Annotated in this window: 15 protein-coding genes; 7 read left to right on the top strand and 8 right to left on the bottom strand. The window is 65.1% G+C overall.

Going from position 1 to position 14,164, the window contains the following annotated elements; all coding sequences use genetic code 11:
- Nucleotides 1-89: 89 nt before the first annotated feature.
- The 4 genes from dapF to JYP46_RS13770 are packed head-to-tail and all read left to right on the top strand — an operon-like array spanning nucleotide 90 to nucleotide 4,542.
- Nucleotides 90-971: a diaminopimelate epimerase gene (dapF, locus tag JYP46_RS13785; protein WP_206548403.1), complete on the top strand. Its 882-nt coding sequence runs from the start codon at nucleotides 90-92 to the stop codon at nucleotides 969-971.
- On the top strand, nucleotides 972-2,255 hold the full coding sequence (mtaB, locus tag JYP46_RS13780) for a tRNA (N(6)-L-threonylcarbamoyladenosine(37)-C(2))-methylthiotransferase MtaB (protein ID WP_113153275.1): 1,284 nt from the start codon (nucleotides 972-974) through the stop codon (nucleotides 2,253-2,255).
- Nucleotides 2,256-2,260: 5 nt separating this feature from the next.
- Nucleotides 2,261-3,892 (top strand): signal recognition particle-docking protein FtsY, encoded by a 1,632-nt coding sequence (gene ftsY, locus JYP46_RS13775; RefSeq protein ID WP_206548402.1) that lies wholly within the window; start codon nucleotides 2,261-2,263, stop codon nucleotides 3,890-3,892.
- 2 nt (nucleotides 3,893-3,894) lie between these two features.
- Complete coding sequence (locus JYP46_RS13770) at nucleotides 3,895-4,542, top strand: septation protein A (protein ID WP_162742206.1); 648 nt, start codon at nucleotides 3,895-3,897, stop codon at nucleotides 4,540-4,542.
- A gap of 166 nt (nucleotides 4,543-4,708) precedes the next feature.
- On the opposite strand, the gene JYP46_RS13765 is transcribed toward JYP46_RS13770, so the two are convergent.
- From JYP46_RS13765 to tsaD, 8 genes are all read right to left on the bottom strand, one after another.
- Complete coding sequence (locus tag JYP46_RS13765; protein ID WP_206548401.1) at nucleotides 4,709-6,397, bottom strand: SulP family inorganic anion transporter; 1,689 nt, start codon at nucleotides 6,395-6,397, stop codon at nucleotides 4,709-4,711.
- 70 nt (nucleotides 6,398-6,467) lie between these two features.
- A complete protein-coding gene (locus JYP46_RS13760; RefSeq protein WP_113153272.1) occupies nucleotides 6,468-6,740 on the bottom strand; it encodes a helix-turn-helix domain-containing protein in 273 nt (90 codons plus the stop codon).
- A gap of 102 nt (nucleotides 6,741-6,842) precedes the next feature.
- On the bottom strand, nucleotides 6,843-7,250 hold the full coding sequence (locus JYP46_RS13755) for a DUF1761 domain-containing protein (RefSeq protein WP_206546117.1): 408 nt from the start codon (nucleotides 7,248-7,250) through the stop codon (nucleotides 6,843-6,845).
- A 57-nt stretch (nucleotides 7,251-7,307) separates the two neighbouring features.
- Nucleotides 7,308-7,964 carry a class I SAM-dependent methyltransferase gene (locus JYP46_RS13750; RefSeq protein ID WP_206548400.1) on the bottom strand — a complete coding sequence of 219 codons (657 nt, stop codon included), beginning with the start codon at nucleotides 7,962-7,964 and terminating at the stop codon, nucleotides 7,308-7,310.
- 8 nt (nucleotides 7,965-7,972) lie between these two features.
- Nucleotides 7,973-8,398, bottom strand: coding sequence for an EVE domain-containing protein (locus JYP46_RS13745; protein ID WP_206548468.1), 426 nt, complete (start codon nucleotides 8,396-8,398; stop codon nucleotides 7,973-7,975).
- Nucleotides 8,398-8,694, bottom strand: a complete 297-nt coding sequence (locus tag JYP46_RS13740; RefSeq protein ID WP_113153269.1) for a YciI-like protein — start codon at nucleotides 8,692-8,694, stop codon at nucleotides 8,398-8,400. Before JYP46_RS13740 ends, JYP46_RS13745 begins: the two co-directional genes overlap by 1 nt.
- Before the next feature lie 16 nt (nucleotides 8,695-8,710).
- Nucleotides 8,711-9,733 carry an NAD(P)H-dependent glycerol-3-phosphate dehydrogenase gene (locus JYP46_RS13735; protein WP_206548399.1) on the bottom strand — a complete coding sequence of 341 codons (1,023 nt, stop codon included), beginning with the start codon at nucleotides 9,731-9,733 and terminating at the stop codon, nucleotides 8,711-8,713.
- A complete protein-coding gene (gene tsaD, locus JYP46_RS13730) occupies nucleotides 9,730-10,815 on the bottom strand; it encodes a tRNA (adenosine(37)-N6)-threonylcarbamoyltransferase complex transferase subunit TsaD (RefSeq protein WP_206548398.1) in 1,086 nt (361 codons plus the stop codon). Before tsaD ends, JYP46_RS13735 begins: the two co-directional genes overlap by 4 nt.
- A 93-nt stretch (nucleotides 10,816-10,908) precedes the next feature.
- On the opposite strand from tsaD, the gene hemC reads away from it, so the two are divergent.
- The 3 genes from hemC (at nucleotide 10,909) to JYP46_RS13715 (ending at nucleotide 14,161) form a co-directional block, all read left to right on the top strand.
- Complete coding sequence (gene hemC / locus JYP46_RS13725; protein WP_113153266.1) at nucleotides 10,909-11,838, top strand: hydroxymethylbilane synthase; 930 nt, start codon at nucleotides 10,909-10,911, stop codon at nucleotides 11,836-11,838.
- A gap of 1 nt (nucleotide 11,839) precedes the next feature.
- Nucleotides 11,840-12,547, top strand: coding sequence for a uroporphyrinogen-III synthase (locus JYP46_RS13720; RefSeq protein ID WP_206548397.1), 708 nt, complete (start codon nucleotides 11,840-11,842; stop codon nucleotides 12,545-12,547).
- A 102-nt stretch (nucleotides 12,548-12,649) separates the two neighbouring features.
- The gene (locus JYP46_RS13715) at nucleotides 12,650-14,161 is read left to right on the top strand and encodes a phage tail protein (protein ID WP_206548396.1); all 1,512 of its coding nucleotides are present in this window, start codon (nucleotides 12,650-12,652) and stop codon (nucleotides 14,159-14,161) included.
- The last annotated feature ends 3 nt before the right edge of the window (nucleotides 14,162-14,164 follow it).

Below are 14,164 nucleotides of genomic sequence, written 5' to 3'. Positions count from 1 at the left end.
TTGATGGGCCGAATGATGGGCCGTTCGTCTGGTAATTTTGCCTGTCATCAGCCATATAGGCGCCTGAGACACAGGGTTTTGGAGCCACTATGGCGCTTGAGGCAGCATTCGCGAAGATGAACGGCCTCGGCAACGCAATCATCGTTGCCGACATGCGCGGGCGCGCGGACCGGGTTTCGCCCGAGGCCGCCCGCGCCCTCAACGCCGATCCCGCGACCCGGTTCGACCAGATCATGGCCATCCATGATCCGCGCGTCGCCGGCACGCACAATTACATCGAAATTCTCAATTCCGACGGCAGTCAGGCGCAGGCCTGCGGCAATGGCACACGCTGTGTCGTGCAGGCGCTCGCCGCCGAAACGGGACAGAAGGTCTTCACCTTCCAGACCGTTGCCGGCATCCTCAACGCCGAGGAACATGAGGACGGCCTGATCTCGGTCGACATGGGCAAGCCACGCTTCGGCTGGCAGGACATTCCGCTCGCCGAAGAGTTTCGCGACACGCGCATGATCGAGCTGCAGGTCGGCCCCATCGATGCGCCGGTGCTGCATTCGCCCTCCGTTGCCTCCATGGGCAACCCGCATGCGATCTTCTGGGTCGAGGGCGACGTCAATGATTACGACCTGCCGCGTTTCGGCCCGCTTCTTGAAAATCACCCGATCTTCCCGGAGCGCGCCAACATCTCCATCGCTCAGGTCACCGCCGATGACGCGCTGACGCTGCGCACCTGGGAGCGGGGCGCAGGGCTCACGCGCGCCTGCGGCTCGGCCGCCTGCGCTGCCGCCGTGTCCGCCGCGCGCACCGGACGCACCGGTCGCCATGTCACCGTCACCGTGCCGGGCGGGCCGCTCGATATTCTGTGGCGCGAAGACGATCACGTCATCATGACCGGCCCTGCCGAATGGGAATTCTCCGGCCGTTTCGACCCCGCCACCGGGGCCTGGGAGCGCGAGACCGAGGGAGCAGCCTGAATGGCGGTGGATGTACTGACATTCGGGTGCCGGTTGAACGCCTATGAGTCCGAGGTCATCAAGCGCGAGGCGAAAGACGCCGGGCTTGAGGAGCTGGCGGGCGGCGCGGTCGTCATCAACACCTGCGCCGTGACCGGCGAGGCGGTGCGTCAGGCCCGCCAGGCGATCCGCAAGGCGCGGCGTGAAAACCCCGATGCCCGCATCATCGTCACCGGCTGCGCCGCACAGACGGAGCCGGGCACTTTCGACGCCATGGATGAGGTTGATCTCGTTCTCGGCAACGAGGAAAAGCTCAAGGCCCACAATTACCGCGCCCTGCCGGATTTCGGCGTGAACCAGTTCGAGAAGGTTCGCGTCAACGACATCATGGAAGTGCGCGAGACCGCCTCGCACATGGTCGAATCCATCGAGGGCCGCGCCCGCGCCTTCGTTCAGGTGCAGAATGGCTGCGATCACCGCTGCACCTTCTGCATCATTCCCTATGGCCGGGGCAATTCCCGCTCGGTGCCCATGGGCGCGGTGGTCGATCAGGTGCGCCAGCTCGTCGGCAATGGCTATGGCGAAGTGGTGCTCACCGGCGTGGACCTGACCAGTTTCGGGGCCGATCTGCCGGGCAGCCCGCGCCTCGGGCGGCTTGTCTCCACGCTTCTGCGTGAAGTGCCGGAGCTTGAGCGCCTGCGTCTCTCCTCCATCGATTCCATCGAAGCGGATGACGAGCTGCTGCGCGCCCTGGCGGAAGAGGAGCGACTGATGCCGCATCTCCACCTTTCGCTTCAGCATGGCGACGACATGATCCTGAAGCGCATGAAGCGCCGCCACCTGCGCGCCGACGCGATCGCATTTTGCGAGCGTGTGCGCACGCTCCGGCCCGACGCCGTGTTCGGCGCGGACATCATCGCCGGTTTCCCGACCGAGACCGACGCCATGTTTGAGAATTCGCTGAAGATCGTCGAGGAATGCGGGCTCACGCATCTCCACGTGTTCCCCTTCAGCCCGCGCGAGGGCACGCCGGCGGCGCGCATGCCGCAGCTCGACCGCGCGCTGGTGAAGGAGCGCGCCGCGCGTCTGCGCGCCGTGGGCGATGCCGCCTATGCGCGGCATCTCGCATCGCTTGACGGCACCCGTCAGCGCATTTTGATCGAGCGGCCAGGGCTTGGCCGCACAGAGGGTTTCACGCTGGCCGCGCTTGAAGGCGGTCAGCCGGGGCAGATTGTCGAGGCGCGGATCACCGGCCACGACGGGGAGCGGCTCACTGCGGTCGCTGTCACACAGGAAGCGGCGTAGCAGGCATGGCATTCGGATTTATCAAGAAGGTCTTCTCGTTCGGCAAGAAAGAGGCCGGGGAGACACCACCCGAAGAGGTCACCGAGACCGAAACGCCGGACGCCGCCGCTGCGGCGCAACCGGCTGACGCCGCCCCGGCTTCCGAACCGTCCGAACCCTTGACGGAAGCGCCGGCTGCGTCGGAGGTCGTTCCAGAGCCAGAGCCAGAGCCAGAGCCAGAGCCAGAGCCAGAGCCAGAGCCAGAGCCAGAGCCAGAGCCAGAGCCAGAGCCAGAGCCAGAGCCAGAGCCAGAGCCAGAGCCAGAGCCAGAGCCAGAGCCAGAGCCAGAGCCAGAGCCAAAGGTCGAAGTTTCAGACGCAACGCTCGCGCCCCCTTCTCCCCTCCTGAGCCCGTCGAAGGGACGGGGAGAAGGTGAGGATGAGGGGCAGTGCGACGCCGACGATAACACGCCTGCAGTAGAAGCCGCGCCGACACCCTCGACCGATGACGCCCGCCCCTCATCCGGTCCTTCGGACCACCTTCTCCCCGCAGGCGGGGAGAAGGAAGCGGAGCCCGTCATTGAGGTCACGGAAGAGACCGTTGCCGACGAAGCCCCGGAACCGAAGGCCGAAGAACTGGACGCGACGCCCGCGCAAGCCGCTGCCGCCGGCAAGGTCGCCGTCTCCAAAGCCGTCGAGCGCGTGGAAGAGAAGGCTCCCGAACAGGAAACGTTGCAGCCGCGCAAGCCATGGTTCCAGCGTCTGCGCGAGGGGCTGTCGCGCTCGTCGCGCGAGCTGCGCGATTCCATTGCCGGCGTCTTCACCAAGCGCAAGCTGGACGAAGACACGCTTCAGGATCTCGAAGACGTTCTGCTGCGCGCCGATCTCGGCCTTGAGACCGCCATGCGCGTGACCGATGCGCTGGCGTCGGGCCGCTACGGCAAGGATGTGTCGGGCGAGGAAGTGCAGGCCGTCATGGCCGAGGAAATCGAGAAGGTGCTGGCGCCGGTCGCCATGCCGCTCGAACTCGACCTCTCGCACAAGCCGCATGTCATTCTCGTGGTTGGCGTCAACGGCACCGGCAAGACGACCACCATCGGCAAACTGGCTGCAAAGCTCACCGAGGGCGGGCTCAAGGTCACGCTGGGCGCTGGCGACACGTTCCGCGCCGCCGCCATCGAGCAGCTCAAGATCTGGGGCGAACGCACCGGCTCGCCGGTCGTTTCCTCAAAACTCGGCGCGGATGCGGCGGGGCTTGCCTTCGATGCCTATGAAAAGGCGAAGGAAGCCGGCTCCGACGTGCTGATCATCGACACCGCCGGCCGTCTTCAGAACAAGGCGGAGCTGATGGCGGAGCTTGAGAAGATCGTGCGCGTGCTCGGCAAGCATGATCCCGATGCGCCGCACACCGTCCTCCAGACGGTCGACGCGACCACCGGGCAGAACGCCCTTAATCAGGTCGAAATCTTCCGCAATGTTGCGGGCGTGAACGGTCTGGTCATGACCAAGCTCGACGGCACGGCGCGCGGCGGTATCCTTGTTTCCATCGCCGCCAAGCACAAGCTGCCGGTCTATTTCATCGGCGTCGGCGAGCAGGTCGACGATCTCGAACCCTTCTCGGCGAGTGATTTCGCCAAGGCGATTGCAGGAGTTGCATAAGCGTGAGCGAGAAACACATCTTTGAACGCGACCCCGCCGATCCCAAGCGCAAGGAGATCAACCCGATCCTCAAGCTGGCGCTGGAACTGGGGCCGCTCATGGTGTTCTTCTTCGCCAATTCGCGCGGCGAGTGGCTGGTCGGGCGCTTTCCCGCGCTGGCGGAGCTCGGTGGCCCGTTGTTCGTTGCAACCGCGCTCTTCATGGCCGCCACGGCCATTGCGCTCGCCGTTTCCTGGGTCCTCACGCGCACCCTTCCCATCATGCCGCTCGTTTCGGGCGTGGTGGTGTTCGTGTTCGGCGCGCTGACGCTCTACCTGCACAGCGAAATCTTCATCAAGATGAAGCCGACCATCGTCAACACGCTGTTCGGCGTGGTGCTTCTGGGCGGTCTCGCCTTCGGCAAGTCGCTGCTCGGCTATGTGTTCGATTCCGCTTTCAAGTTGGATGCGGAAGGCTGGCGCAAACTCACCCTGCGCTGGGGCCTGTTCTTCATCTTCCTGGCGGTGGTCAACGAAGTGGTGTGGCGGATGTTCTCCACCGACACCTGGGTCGCCTTCAAGGTGTGGGGCATCATGCCGATCACCATTCTCTTCACGATGAGCCAGATGCCGCTCATCATGAAGCACTCGCTGGAAGAGCCCACCAAGTAAGCACGATGCGCAGATTCAACAGGTTAGAGCGTCCTTTGTGCGTCCGAATGGACGCACGGCGCTCTAGCCGCATCGGCCCGGAAATCGGGATCGATTTTCGGAAAGCGCGATGCGCAGGTTCAACGGTTAGAGCGTCCTTTGTGCGTCCGAATGGACGCACGGCGCTCTAGCCGGCGGCATCCCGCCTTGCGGCGCTGATGGCGTCGTCCAGCCGGCTGTAGAACCGGAGTGCGGGTGGCCGCATCCCGTGGGTGCGCAGCAATTTGCGCACCGGCTGGCTCGCCCCCGCGAGATAGACATTGGTTCCCTGCTGGCGCGCCTTGCGCACGAAACCTTCAATGGTCGCGGCCGCCGTGGAATCGAGAAAGCTCACCGAGCCGATATCGATGACATAGGCTTTCGGCTGGCCGCCAATCCGGTCGAGCGCCGCCCCCACCGCAGCCGCCGCGCCGAAGAAGAACGCGCCGGCAATGCGGTAGACCACCACATCGTCATCCGTCGCGTTCGCCGCCGAATAGGGGCCTTCGCCGCTGTCTGGCTGGTCGCTCAGCGATGAAACGCCATGCTCCACGCGCACCGCTTCCGACATGCGGTGCAGAAAGAGCAGCGCGCCGAGGCCGAAGCCCACCAGAATGCCCTCTGTCAGGTCGCGGAACACCACCAGCAGGAACGTCACCAGAAGCACCACCGCGTCGCCCCACGATGAGCGCAGCAGTGCTGCAAACTGGTGCTTCTCCGCCATGTTCCACGCCACCACGGCCAGAATGGCAGCAAGGGCTGCAAGCGGGATGAAGCGCGCCAGCGGCGCGGCCACCAGCATGAACGCCAGAAGAAACAGCGAATGCAGCATGCCCGAAACAGGCCCGCGTGCGCCGGCCCGCACATTGGCGGCCGTGCGCGCAATGGTGCCCGTCACACAGAAGCCGCCAAACAGCGCCGAACCGATATTGGCCGCGCCCTGCGCCACCAGTTCGCTGTTGGAGCGGTGCCGCCGGCCGGTCATGGAATCGGCCACCACCGCCGAAAGCAGGCTCTCAATACCGCCCAGAAGCGCAAACGAGAAAGCGGCGGGCAGAACCGCCATGATCTTTTCGGTGCTCAGGTCCGGCAGATGCGGGGCGGGCAGCATTTGCGGAATGCCGCCGAACCGTGAGCCGATGGTTTCCACCGGCAGACCCAGCGCCCAGGCGACCAGCGTGGCCGCCACCACGGCGATCAGAAAGCCCGGCCAGTGCGGCCGCCAGCGGCGCAGCCCGACGATCACGGCCACCGAGCCAAGCGCCAGCAAAAGTGCTGCGGCGTTCACCGTCGGCGCGGCTTCCGCCAGCGCCTGCAATTTGGGGATGAAGGGCCCGGGCTCCGCGCCCGACAGTGTCAGGCCGAAGAAATCCTTGAGCTGGCTCGTCAGGATGATGACGGCGATGCCGGAGGTGAAGCCGACCGTGACCGGGTAGGGCACGTATTTGATGAAGGTTCCTAGCCGCAGAAAGCCGATGGCAAGCAGGATGAAACCGGAGAGGAAGGTGGCGAGGATCAGCCCGTCTATGCCGTGCGCCTGCACCGTTGCGAAAACGAGCACGATGAACGCGCCCGCCGGTCCGCCGATCTGAAACCGGCTGCCGCCAAGCGCTGAAACCAGAAAGCCGCCGACAATGGCCGTGTAGAGTCCGCGCTCCGGCGGCACGCCCGAAGCGATGGCGATGGCCATCGACAGCGGCAGCGCGATGATCGCAACCGTCAGGCCGGCAACAATGTCGGCCTTGAGCGCGGCAGGGCCATAGCCCTCGCGCAGCACGGTCAGCAGTTTGGGCGTGAAAAGAGCAGTGAAACCGGGGCGCGTGGCGCTCGCCTGCATGGGAAAGCCTCATACCATCGGCAGCGGAAGGCCGTCGGCGTCTTGCAGGCGGTCGCCGTTGCATTTCGTCTCAGACGGATTTCACCTTTGCCGGGGTCGGCTCCCTGAAGCGTACGCCGCGGCCGGTGCCGAGGCTGGGCGCATGGTCACCGATCAGCTCGATGCCGGCGGCGCCCAGCGCCTCGACCACCTTGGACAGCGTGTCGACCACGCCGCGCACATTGCCTTCGCTGGCCTCCATTCTCTGAATGGTGGGCAGGGAAACGCCCGCTAACTCGGCCAGCTGTTTCTGGTCGATGCCCAGAAGGGCGCGGGCGGCGCGCATTTGTGCGGCGGTAATCATTGGCGCTCCGTCTTAGGATGCATATAATATCTTTCACTATTGATGTCTAGTACATCACTTTTGATGCTCTGAAATCAATTAATGATGTTTTGAGCCCTGGCTCTAGGCACCCGATAACCCGATAATGCCGCCCATGATCAGCGCAACGCCCAGCCAGTGGCCGGCGTCGATCACGCTCAGCGTCCATCCGAAGCCCTGATAGCGCTGGTTGACGACCACGGTCGTCGCCATGAAGCCGAGCCACAGGAATGCGCCCGAGATAATGCCGTTCCAGAATGTTACCTGGCCCAGGCCCAGATGGCCGATCACCCCGGCCAGCACCCACGCCATGATCAGCTCCGCTACAAACGCGGCAATGACGAGTGGGGGCGTCATCTTTGCCTCTTCGGGCTTGATGCGTGCGGCCTTCATCCATGCCGTTCCCAGCGCGCGATAATAGAGCGCTCCGAACAGGCAGGCGGCCACCGCCGCCACAAAAATGGCAAGAAAATTGAGCCCCGCAAAATCCATCGTGTCCTCCTCCTCCGATGTCTTGAGCCGGGATTGAACCCATGCCCCCCGGAGTGGTCAAGTGAATTGCCAGACTGTGGTGCGTTTCACTTCGGCATCTTCCAGCGCGCGCGTCACCGGCACGGTGTAGACGGCGAGTTCGGAAAGGCGCTCGCGCGGCAGGTAGCTGCGGCCGGGATCGCCGACAATCACGGTGGAGCCGGCCCGTGAAAGCCGTTCGAACCATGGCGTCAGCGTCTCGGTCATGGCCCTGTCGTAGAAAACGTCGCCCGCCAGCACCACGTCCCATCCGTCCGTCAGTCCGACGAGATCGTCCTGCGTGGTTTCGAACAATACGTGGTTTTCCGCCATGTTCAGCGCGCAGGCCGGTGCACTGAACGGATCGATATCCGCCGCCATCACGCGTTTCGCGCCCGCCATTGCCGCGGCGATGGCGACCAGTCCCGAGCCGGTGGCGAAGTCCAGCACGGTGCGGTCGCGCACGGTTTCGGGATGGTCGAGCACATACCGCGCAAGCCCCTGTCCGCCCGCCCAGGCAAAGGCCCAGAAGGGCGGCGGCAGACCGATTTCGGCAAGCTCCTCTTCGGTGCGTTGCCAGAGGTCGTGCGCCTCGTCGGCCAGGTGAAGGGCGATCTCGGGCACATGCGGCGGCCGCGTCAGCGCCGTGTTGGCGCGGATGAACGCCGCCGCATTGTCCGCAGTGATTCGCCTCATGCGCGTTCTCAGGGGATTTTCTTGAGGCCACCCATGCGGCAGATCTCGGCCCATTCGTCCGGCCGCACCGGCTGCACGGAAAGCCTGGAATTGTTGACCAGAACCATTTCCGAAAGCATCGGATTGGCCTTGATCTCCGCCAGTGTCACCGGGCGGGGCATCTCTTCCACGGCGCGAATGTCCACGCATTCCCAGCGCGGGTCATCGGTCGTCGTGTCGGGATGCGCCAGCGCACACACTTCCACGATGCCCACCACGGAGGTTTCCTTGACCGAGTGGTAGAAGAAGCCGCGGTCGCCGAGCTTCATCTCGCGCATGTTGTTGCGTGCCTGATAGTTGCGCACGCCGTCCCACTGCTCGCCCTCATCGCCTTTTTTCTTCTGCATCTCCCACGACCAGGTGGAAGGCTCGGACTTGAACAGCCAATAGGCCATCATGCGTTCTCCGGATTGTTGAAGACCCAGTTCCAGGCCCGTATTTCAACGGATTCGAACAGGCCCGCAAGGGCGTAAGGATCGGCTGCGGCGATCAGCTCCGCCGCCGCTTCGTCTTCGGCTTCCACGGCCACAAGGCTGCCGCAGGGCTTGCCCTCGGCGTCGAGGAAGGGGCCGGCAAACTTCAGCGCGCCGTTTTCATTGAGCCCGTTCAGATACGCCACATGGTCGGGTCGTGTACCCAGTCTCGTTTCGAGATGGCCTGGCTTGTCCTTGCAGATAATGGCGAAGATCATGGTGTTTCCCTCCGTGTCATGTTTCGCTTTTGAGCGGGCGTGAAAGCAGGGCTTCCATGGCGGCCTGCACGGTCAGCCTGCCTTTGAGAAGCTCTGTCACGCTTTCGATAATGGGTGCCTCGAGGCCGCGTTCGCGCACGATGCGCGCGGCAATCCCCGCCGTATGCGCGCCTTCCGCCAGCGGTCGGCCCTCAAGGCTTTCCCCGCGTCCGAGCGCTGCCCCAAAGGCAAAATTGCGCGATTGTTCCGAGCCGCAGGTCAGGATCAGGTCGCCGAGGCCCGAAAGCCCCATCAGCGTGTCGGGCCGCGCCCCAAAAGCCTCGCCGATCCGCCGCAGCTCCACGAATCCACGAGTGATCAGCGCCGCCGATGCGCTCGCGCCAAGGCCAGCGCCATGGGTCGCGCCGGCGGCGATGGCCAGAACGTTCTTCAACGCGCCGCCAATCTCCACGCCGGTCAGGTCGTCGGTCGAATAGCAGCGAAGGCGCGGCGCGGAGAGCCGTTCGGCGAGCGTCACCGCCAGATCGGCATTCTGCGCCGCAACTGTCACGGCGGTCGGCAGGCCGCTTGCCAGATCGCTGGCAAAGCTTGGGCCGGAGAGGGCGGCCACCGGGTTCTCCGGCAGCGCCTCGGCGGCGATTTCGGACATCAGCCTGCCCGTCTCGCGCTCAATGCCCTTGGCGCAAAGCACGATCGGGACACCCTTTGCCACATGCGGGGCGGCGTCGGCGAGAACCGTGCGCAGCGTCTGCGCCGGCGTCACCGCCAGCACGCAGTCAGCGCCCTCAAGCGCGCTCTGCATTTCGCTTGTCGCCTTAAGCCGGGCATCGAGCGTGATCCCCGGCAGATACCTTCTGTTGACGTGATCGTCATTGATCGAGCGCGCCAGCGCTTCGTCACGGGCCCAGAGCCGCGTTTGGTGACCGCTGGTCAGCATGGTCGCGCCGAGTGCCGTGCCCCATGCGCCTGCGCCCAGAACGGCGATGGTCCATTTCTGGGCCGATGACTTGGATGACGTCTGGGACGATGTCTCGCTCATGCCTTGGCTCCTCGTTTTCCGGTGCCGAAAAGTGGTGTCGCTGCCTGATCCAGCGGCCAGCGCGGGCGTGGCGCGAAGCCGAGCGCATCGTCCTCGCCAAGCTCTGCTTTGAGCCGCTCCAGACCCGCCCAGGCGATCATCGCCGCATTGTCGCCGCACAGCCGGATCGGCGGTGCGATGAGGCGGAAACCGGTTTTGTCACACAGCGTGTCAAGCGCGGTGCGGATTGCCTGATTGGCAGCCACGCCGCCCGCCACCACAAGCGCCGGCGTTTCGATGTCGGGATGGGTTTCACGGAAGCGTTCCAGACTTCGCTTCACCCGGTCGCTCAGCGTTTCCGTCACCGCCTGCTGGAAGGAAGCGCAGATATCGGCAATGTCGTCCTCGCCGAGCGGGGCCAGCGCAGAGGCCTCGCGCCGCACGGCCGTCTTGAGACCGGAGAACGAAAAGTCGGGCCGCGCTTCGCCCTTGAGCGGACGCGGAAAGGCAAAGCGCTTCGGGTTGCCACCTTCTGCCGCCTTTTCCACGCTGGGGCCGCCGGGATAGGGCAGGCCAAGCAGTTTCGCCGTCTTGTCGAACGCCTCGCCCAGCGCATCGTCGATGGTGGATGCCCAGCGCTGATAGCGCCCCACGCCCTCCACATGAACGATCTGCGTGTGCCCGCCTGAAACGAGCAGAAGCAGATAGGGAAATTCGATCCCGTCCGTCAGCCGCGCCGTCAGCGCATGGCCTTCCAGGTGATTGACGGGAACAAGGCGCTTGCCGCTTGCCGCCGCAATCGCCTTGGCGGTGGTCAGGCCCACGATCAGCCCGCCGATCAGGCCCGGCCCCGCCGTTGCCGCGATGGCGTCGATCTCGGTGAGCGACACGCCTGCTTCATCAAGCGCCGCCTTGATCACCCCGTCCAGCGCTTCCACATGGGCGCGCGCGGCGATCTCCGGCACCACGCCGCCAAAGGCTGCATGGTCGGCAATCTGGCTAAAAACCACATTGGAAAGTATCTCGGTCTTGCCGCCACGATCATCGATCACGGCGGCTGCCGTCTCGTCGCAACTCGTCTCGATGCCAAGGATGCGCGTCATTCAGCCTTACCTGCTCATGTTGCCGTCGCCGCCAATCCCCGTTAGGGGTGTGGTGCATCCGGTTCGGATGCGGGTTAGCACGGACATGACGGCATGCAAACTGATGTGGTGAAGATCGGCACGCGCGGAAGCGCTCTGGCAGTGGCTCAGGCGGCAGAGGTGCGCGCGCGCCTCATGGCGGCGCATGGCCTGCCCGAAGATGCGTTTGAGATCGTCGTCATTTCCACTTCGGGCGACCAGATTCAGGACCGCCCGCTCTCGCAGGCCGGCGGCAAGGGGCTTTTCACCAAGGAGATCGAGGAAGCCATGCTCGATGGCCGGATCGACCTTGCCGTGCATTCCTCCAAGGACATGCCCACCGTTCTGCCCGACGGGCTCGAAATTTCCGCCTTTCTCGAACGCGAAGATGTGCGCGATGTTTTCATCGGCCGCTCCATCGCCAGGCTTGAGGATCTGCCGCAGGGCGCGAAGCTTGGCACCTCCTCGCTGCGCCGTCAGGCGCTGGTCCTGCGGCTGCGCCCCGATCTCGAAGTCGGCATGTTCCGCGGCAATGTGCAGACGCGCCTGCGCAAGCTGGATGAAGGCGTTGCCGAGGGCACGCTTCTCGCACTTGCCGGGCTCAACCGGCTGGGCGTGCCGCACATCGCCACCGAAATCATGGACCCCGAACGTTTCCCGCCCGCACTCGGGCAGGGTGCAATCTGCATTGAAAGCCGCATCGGCGATGCGCGCATCGGGCCGATGATCGCCGCGATCCATCATCCCCAAACGGGCGATGCGCTTCTTTGCGAACGCGCTTTTCTCGGCGCGCTGGACGGTTCCTGCCGCACCCCCATTGCCGGCCTTGCCCGCATCGAGGGTGACATGCTGCGCTTTTCCGGTCTGGTGCTGACGCCCGACGGGCGCGAGGTGCATGACATCGAGACCGAAGGCCGGGCAGCGGATGCCGTTCGTCTCGGCGCGGAAGCCGGCGCCGCCGTGCGCGAAAAGGCGGGCACGCGGTTCTTCGACAGCTGGCTCTAGCATGCGGCGGGTGCTGGTCACGCGCCCTGAACCGGGCGCATCGGAAACAGCCAGACGGCTTGCCGAAATGGGGTTCGAGCCGCTCGTCCTGCCGCTCACCGAAACCGTGCCGCTTCCTGCCGCCATACACGCCGAGGCGGTGGATGTGGTGGCCGTCACCAGCCCCAATGCCATCCGCCATGCGCCGCAATCCGTTTTCGACGCGCTGAAGGGCAAGCCCGTCTACGCCGTTGGCCGCCGCACGGGCGATGCCGCACGTGCTGCCGGGCTCCATGTGGTGGATGACGAGGCGGGTGACGCCGAACGGCTTTCCCGACGCATCGACGCCGCCTTTGCCGCCCCCTGTCATGTGACGGTGCTTTGCGGCCGAGTGCGCCGTGACGTACTCGAAACGCGGCTGATGGAAGCCGGCCACAGGCCGCGCCTGATCGAGATCTACGACACGCTGCCGCTTGAGCCTTCCGACGCCGCCGTCCAGTCGCTCATCGGCGACCGTCCGGTCGATGATGTGCTGCTTTATTCGGCCAATGGGGCCGTCCAGCTTGCGCGTCTCATGGTGCGGTCGGGCGTTGGGAAAAAATTAGCGGCTGCGACATATTATTGCCTCTCCGAGCGCATTGCCGAAGCTTTGGGGCCTGATGTCGCAAAAACCGCCCGAATTGCGGATTTTCCGGCGGAAGACCGTTTGCTGCTTCTGCTAAAGACGTAACGTCAATTGCGCTCGCCCCTGTTTTCACCACATGCGGGTGTGATAGGAACTTATATGCACTGCACATAGTGCAGGAACAGCCTTTTGCAGCGGAGTTGCCTGATGGTCAAAACGCCGAGAACGCGTCATTCCAAAACCCAGAAGGAGCCGGTGACCATCGATCTGGATCCCGATCAGGTAAAGCGGGAGAAGGTGGAAACGCCCGACGCGCCCGGCGATACCAGCAAGCAGGAAGCCAAGCCGGAAGCGCAGAAGCCTTCTGACGCCGCCAGGGACAGCGCAAAGCCTGAGGCCGCGAAGGCCGAAGCTGCCGCAAAGCCGGCTTCTTCTGCTGCTGCGAAGGACGACAAGGCCTCCACTTCGCCCAAAGACAAGCCCGCGTCGAAGGATGCCGGTTTCGGTCGAGACGCGAAAACCGGCAATGCCGGTGCACGGCAAGACGATCAGGCAGCGAAGTCCGCAAAGCCTGAAGCCTCCACCCCCGCCACTCCCGCCCCGGCCAAGAGCGGCGGCGGCGCGGGTCGCGCCCTTGCCGGCGGCGTTGTCGGTGGCGTCGTTGCGCTCGCCATTGCCGGTGGCCTTCAATGGGCTGGCGTTCTGCCCGCGCTGGACACGAAGAGCAATGCGCCCGACCCGGCGGTCGAGGTGCTGCGCCAGCAGGTTGCAGCACTTGAGAGCAAGCTGAACGAACAGCCCGCCGCCGGAGGCGAAAGCGAAGCCGTCACTGCCGCTTTGAGCGAGGCCAGTGCGCGCGCCGGTGCGACCGAGCAGCGCCTTGCCGAGCTGGGCGATGAGATCACCACCCTGCGCGAATCGATGTCGTCCGGTGCGGCAGGCGAGGGGCCGGGGCTCGAAGCGCTTTCGCAGCGCCTTGCAGCGCTTGAAGAGCAGACGGCCAGCCTGTCGGCGTCCGGCGATGCCGGTGCGGCGCTGGAGGGCGTGACCGCGCAGCTTTCCACCATGGAAACCGCCGTTCAGGGCGCGACCGAGGCGGCGCGCGCCGCAAACCAGTCGGCGTCCGGCAATGCGACGACCCTATCCACGCTCAAGAGCGAGCTTGATGCGCTGAAGGCGCAGGTTCAGGAGGCGGACGCTGCGCCACGCATGGCGCTCGTCATCGCTGCGACCACGCTCAAATCGGCGGTCGAGCGCGGCACGCCCTATGCCAGCGAGCTTGAAACCTACACCGCCATTGCGCCGGCGGGCGAGGCCGAGGCGCTTGCGCCGCTTGAGGCGAACGCCGCATCCGGCGTGCCGAGCCGCGCCACGCTTGCCGCAGAAGCGCCTGCGGTGGCGAGCAGCATCGTCGCCGCCGTCACCCGCGAGGCCGGAGATGGCGGAGGCGGCATCATCGACAATCTGATGGCCAGCGCCCGCTCGCTCGTAGTGGTGCGCCCGGTGGGCAGCGTTGAAGGCGAAGGCCCGGACGCCATCGCCGCACGCATGGAGGCGGCGGTCGTCGCCAATGATTATGCGAAGGCGCTCGCCGAATACGAGACGCTGCCGGAGGCCGGCAAGCAGGCTGCGGCGGATTTCGCCAACAAGCTTCAGGCGCGTCAGGCCGCCGACCAGATCTTGAACAAGGCGCTCGCCGATGCGCTGAAGGGAGCATAAGCG

The sequence above is a fragment of the Nitratireductor aquimarinus genome, from assembly GCF_017255295.1.
In the GTDB taxonomy this organism is placed as follows: Bacteria; Pseudomonadota; Alphaproteobacteria; order Rhizobiales; family Rhizobiaceae; genus Nitratireductor; species Nitratireductor aquimarinus.
This window is presented reverse-complemented; position numbering and strand designations above follow the sequence as displayed.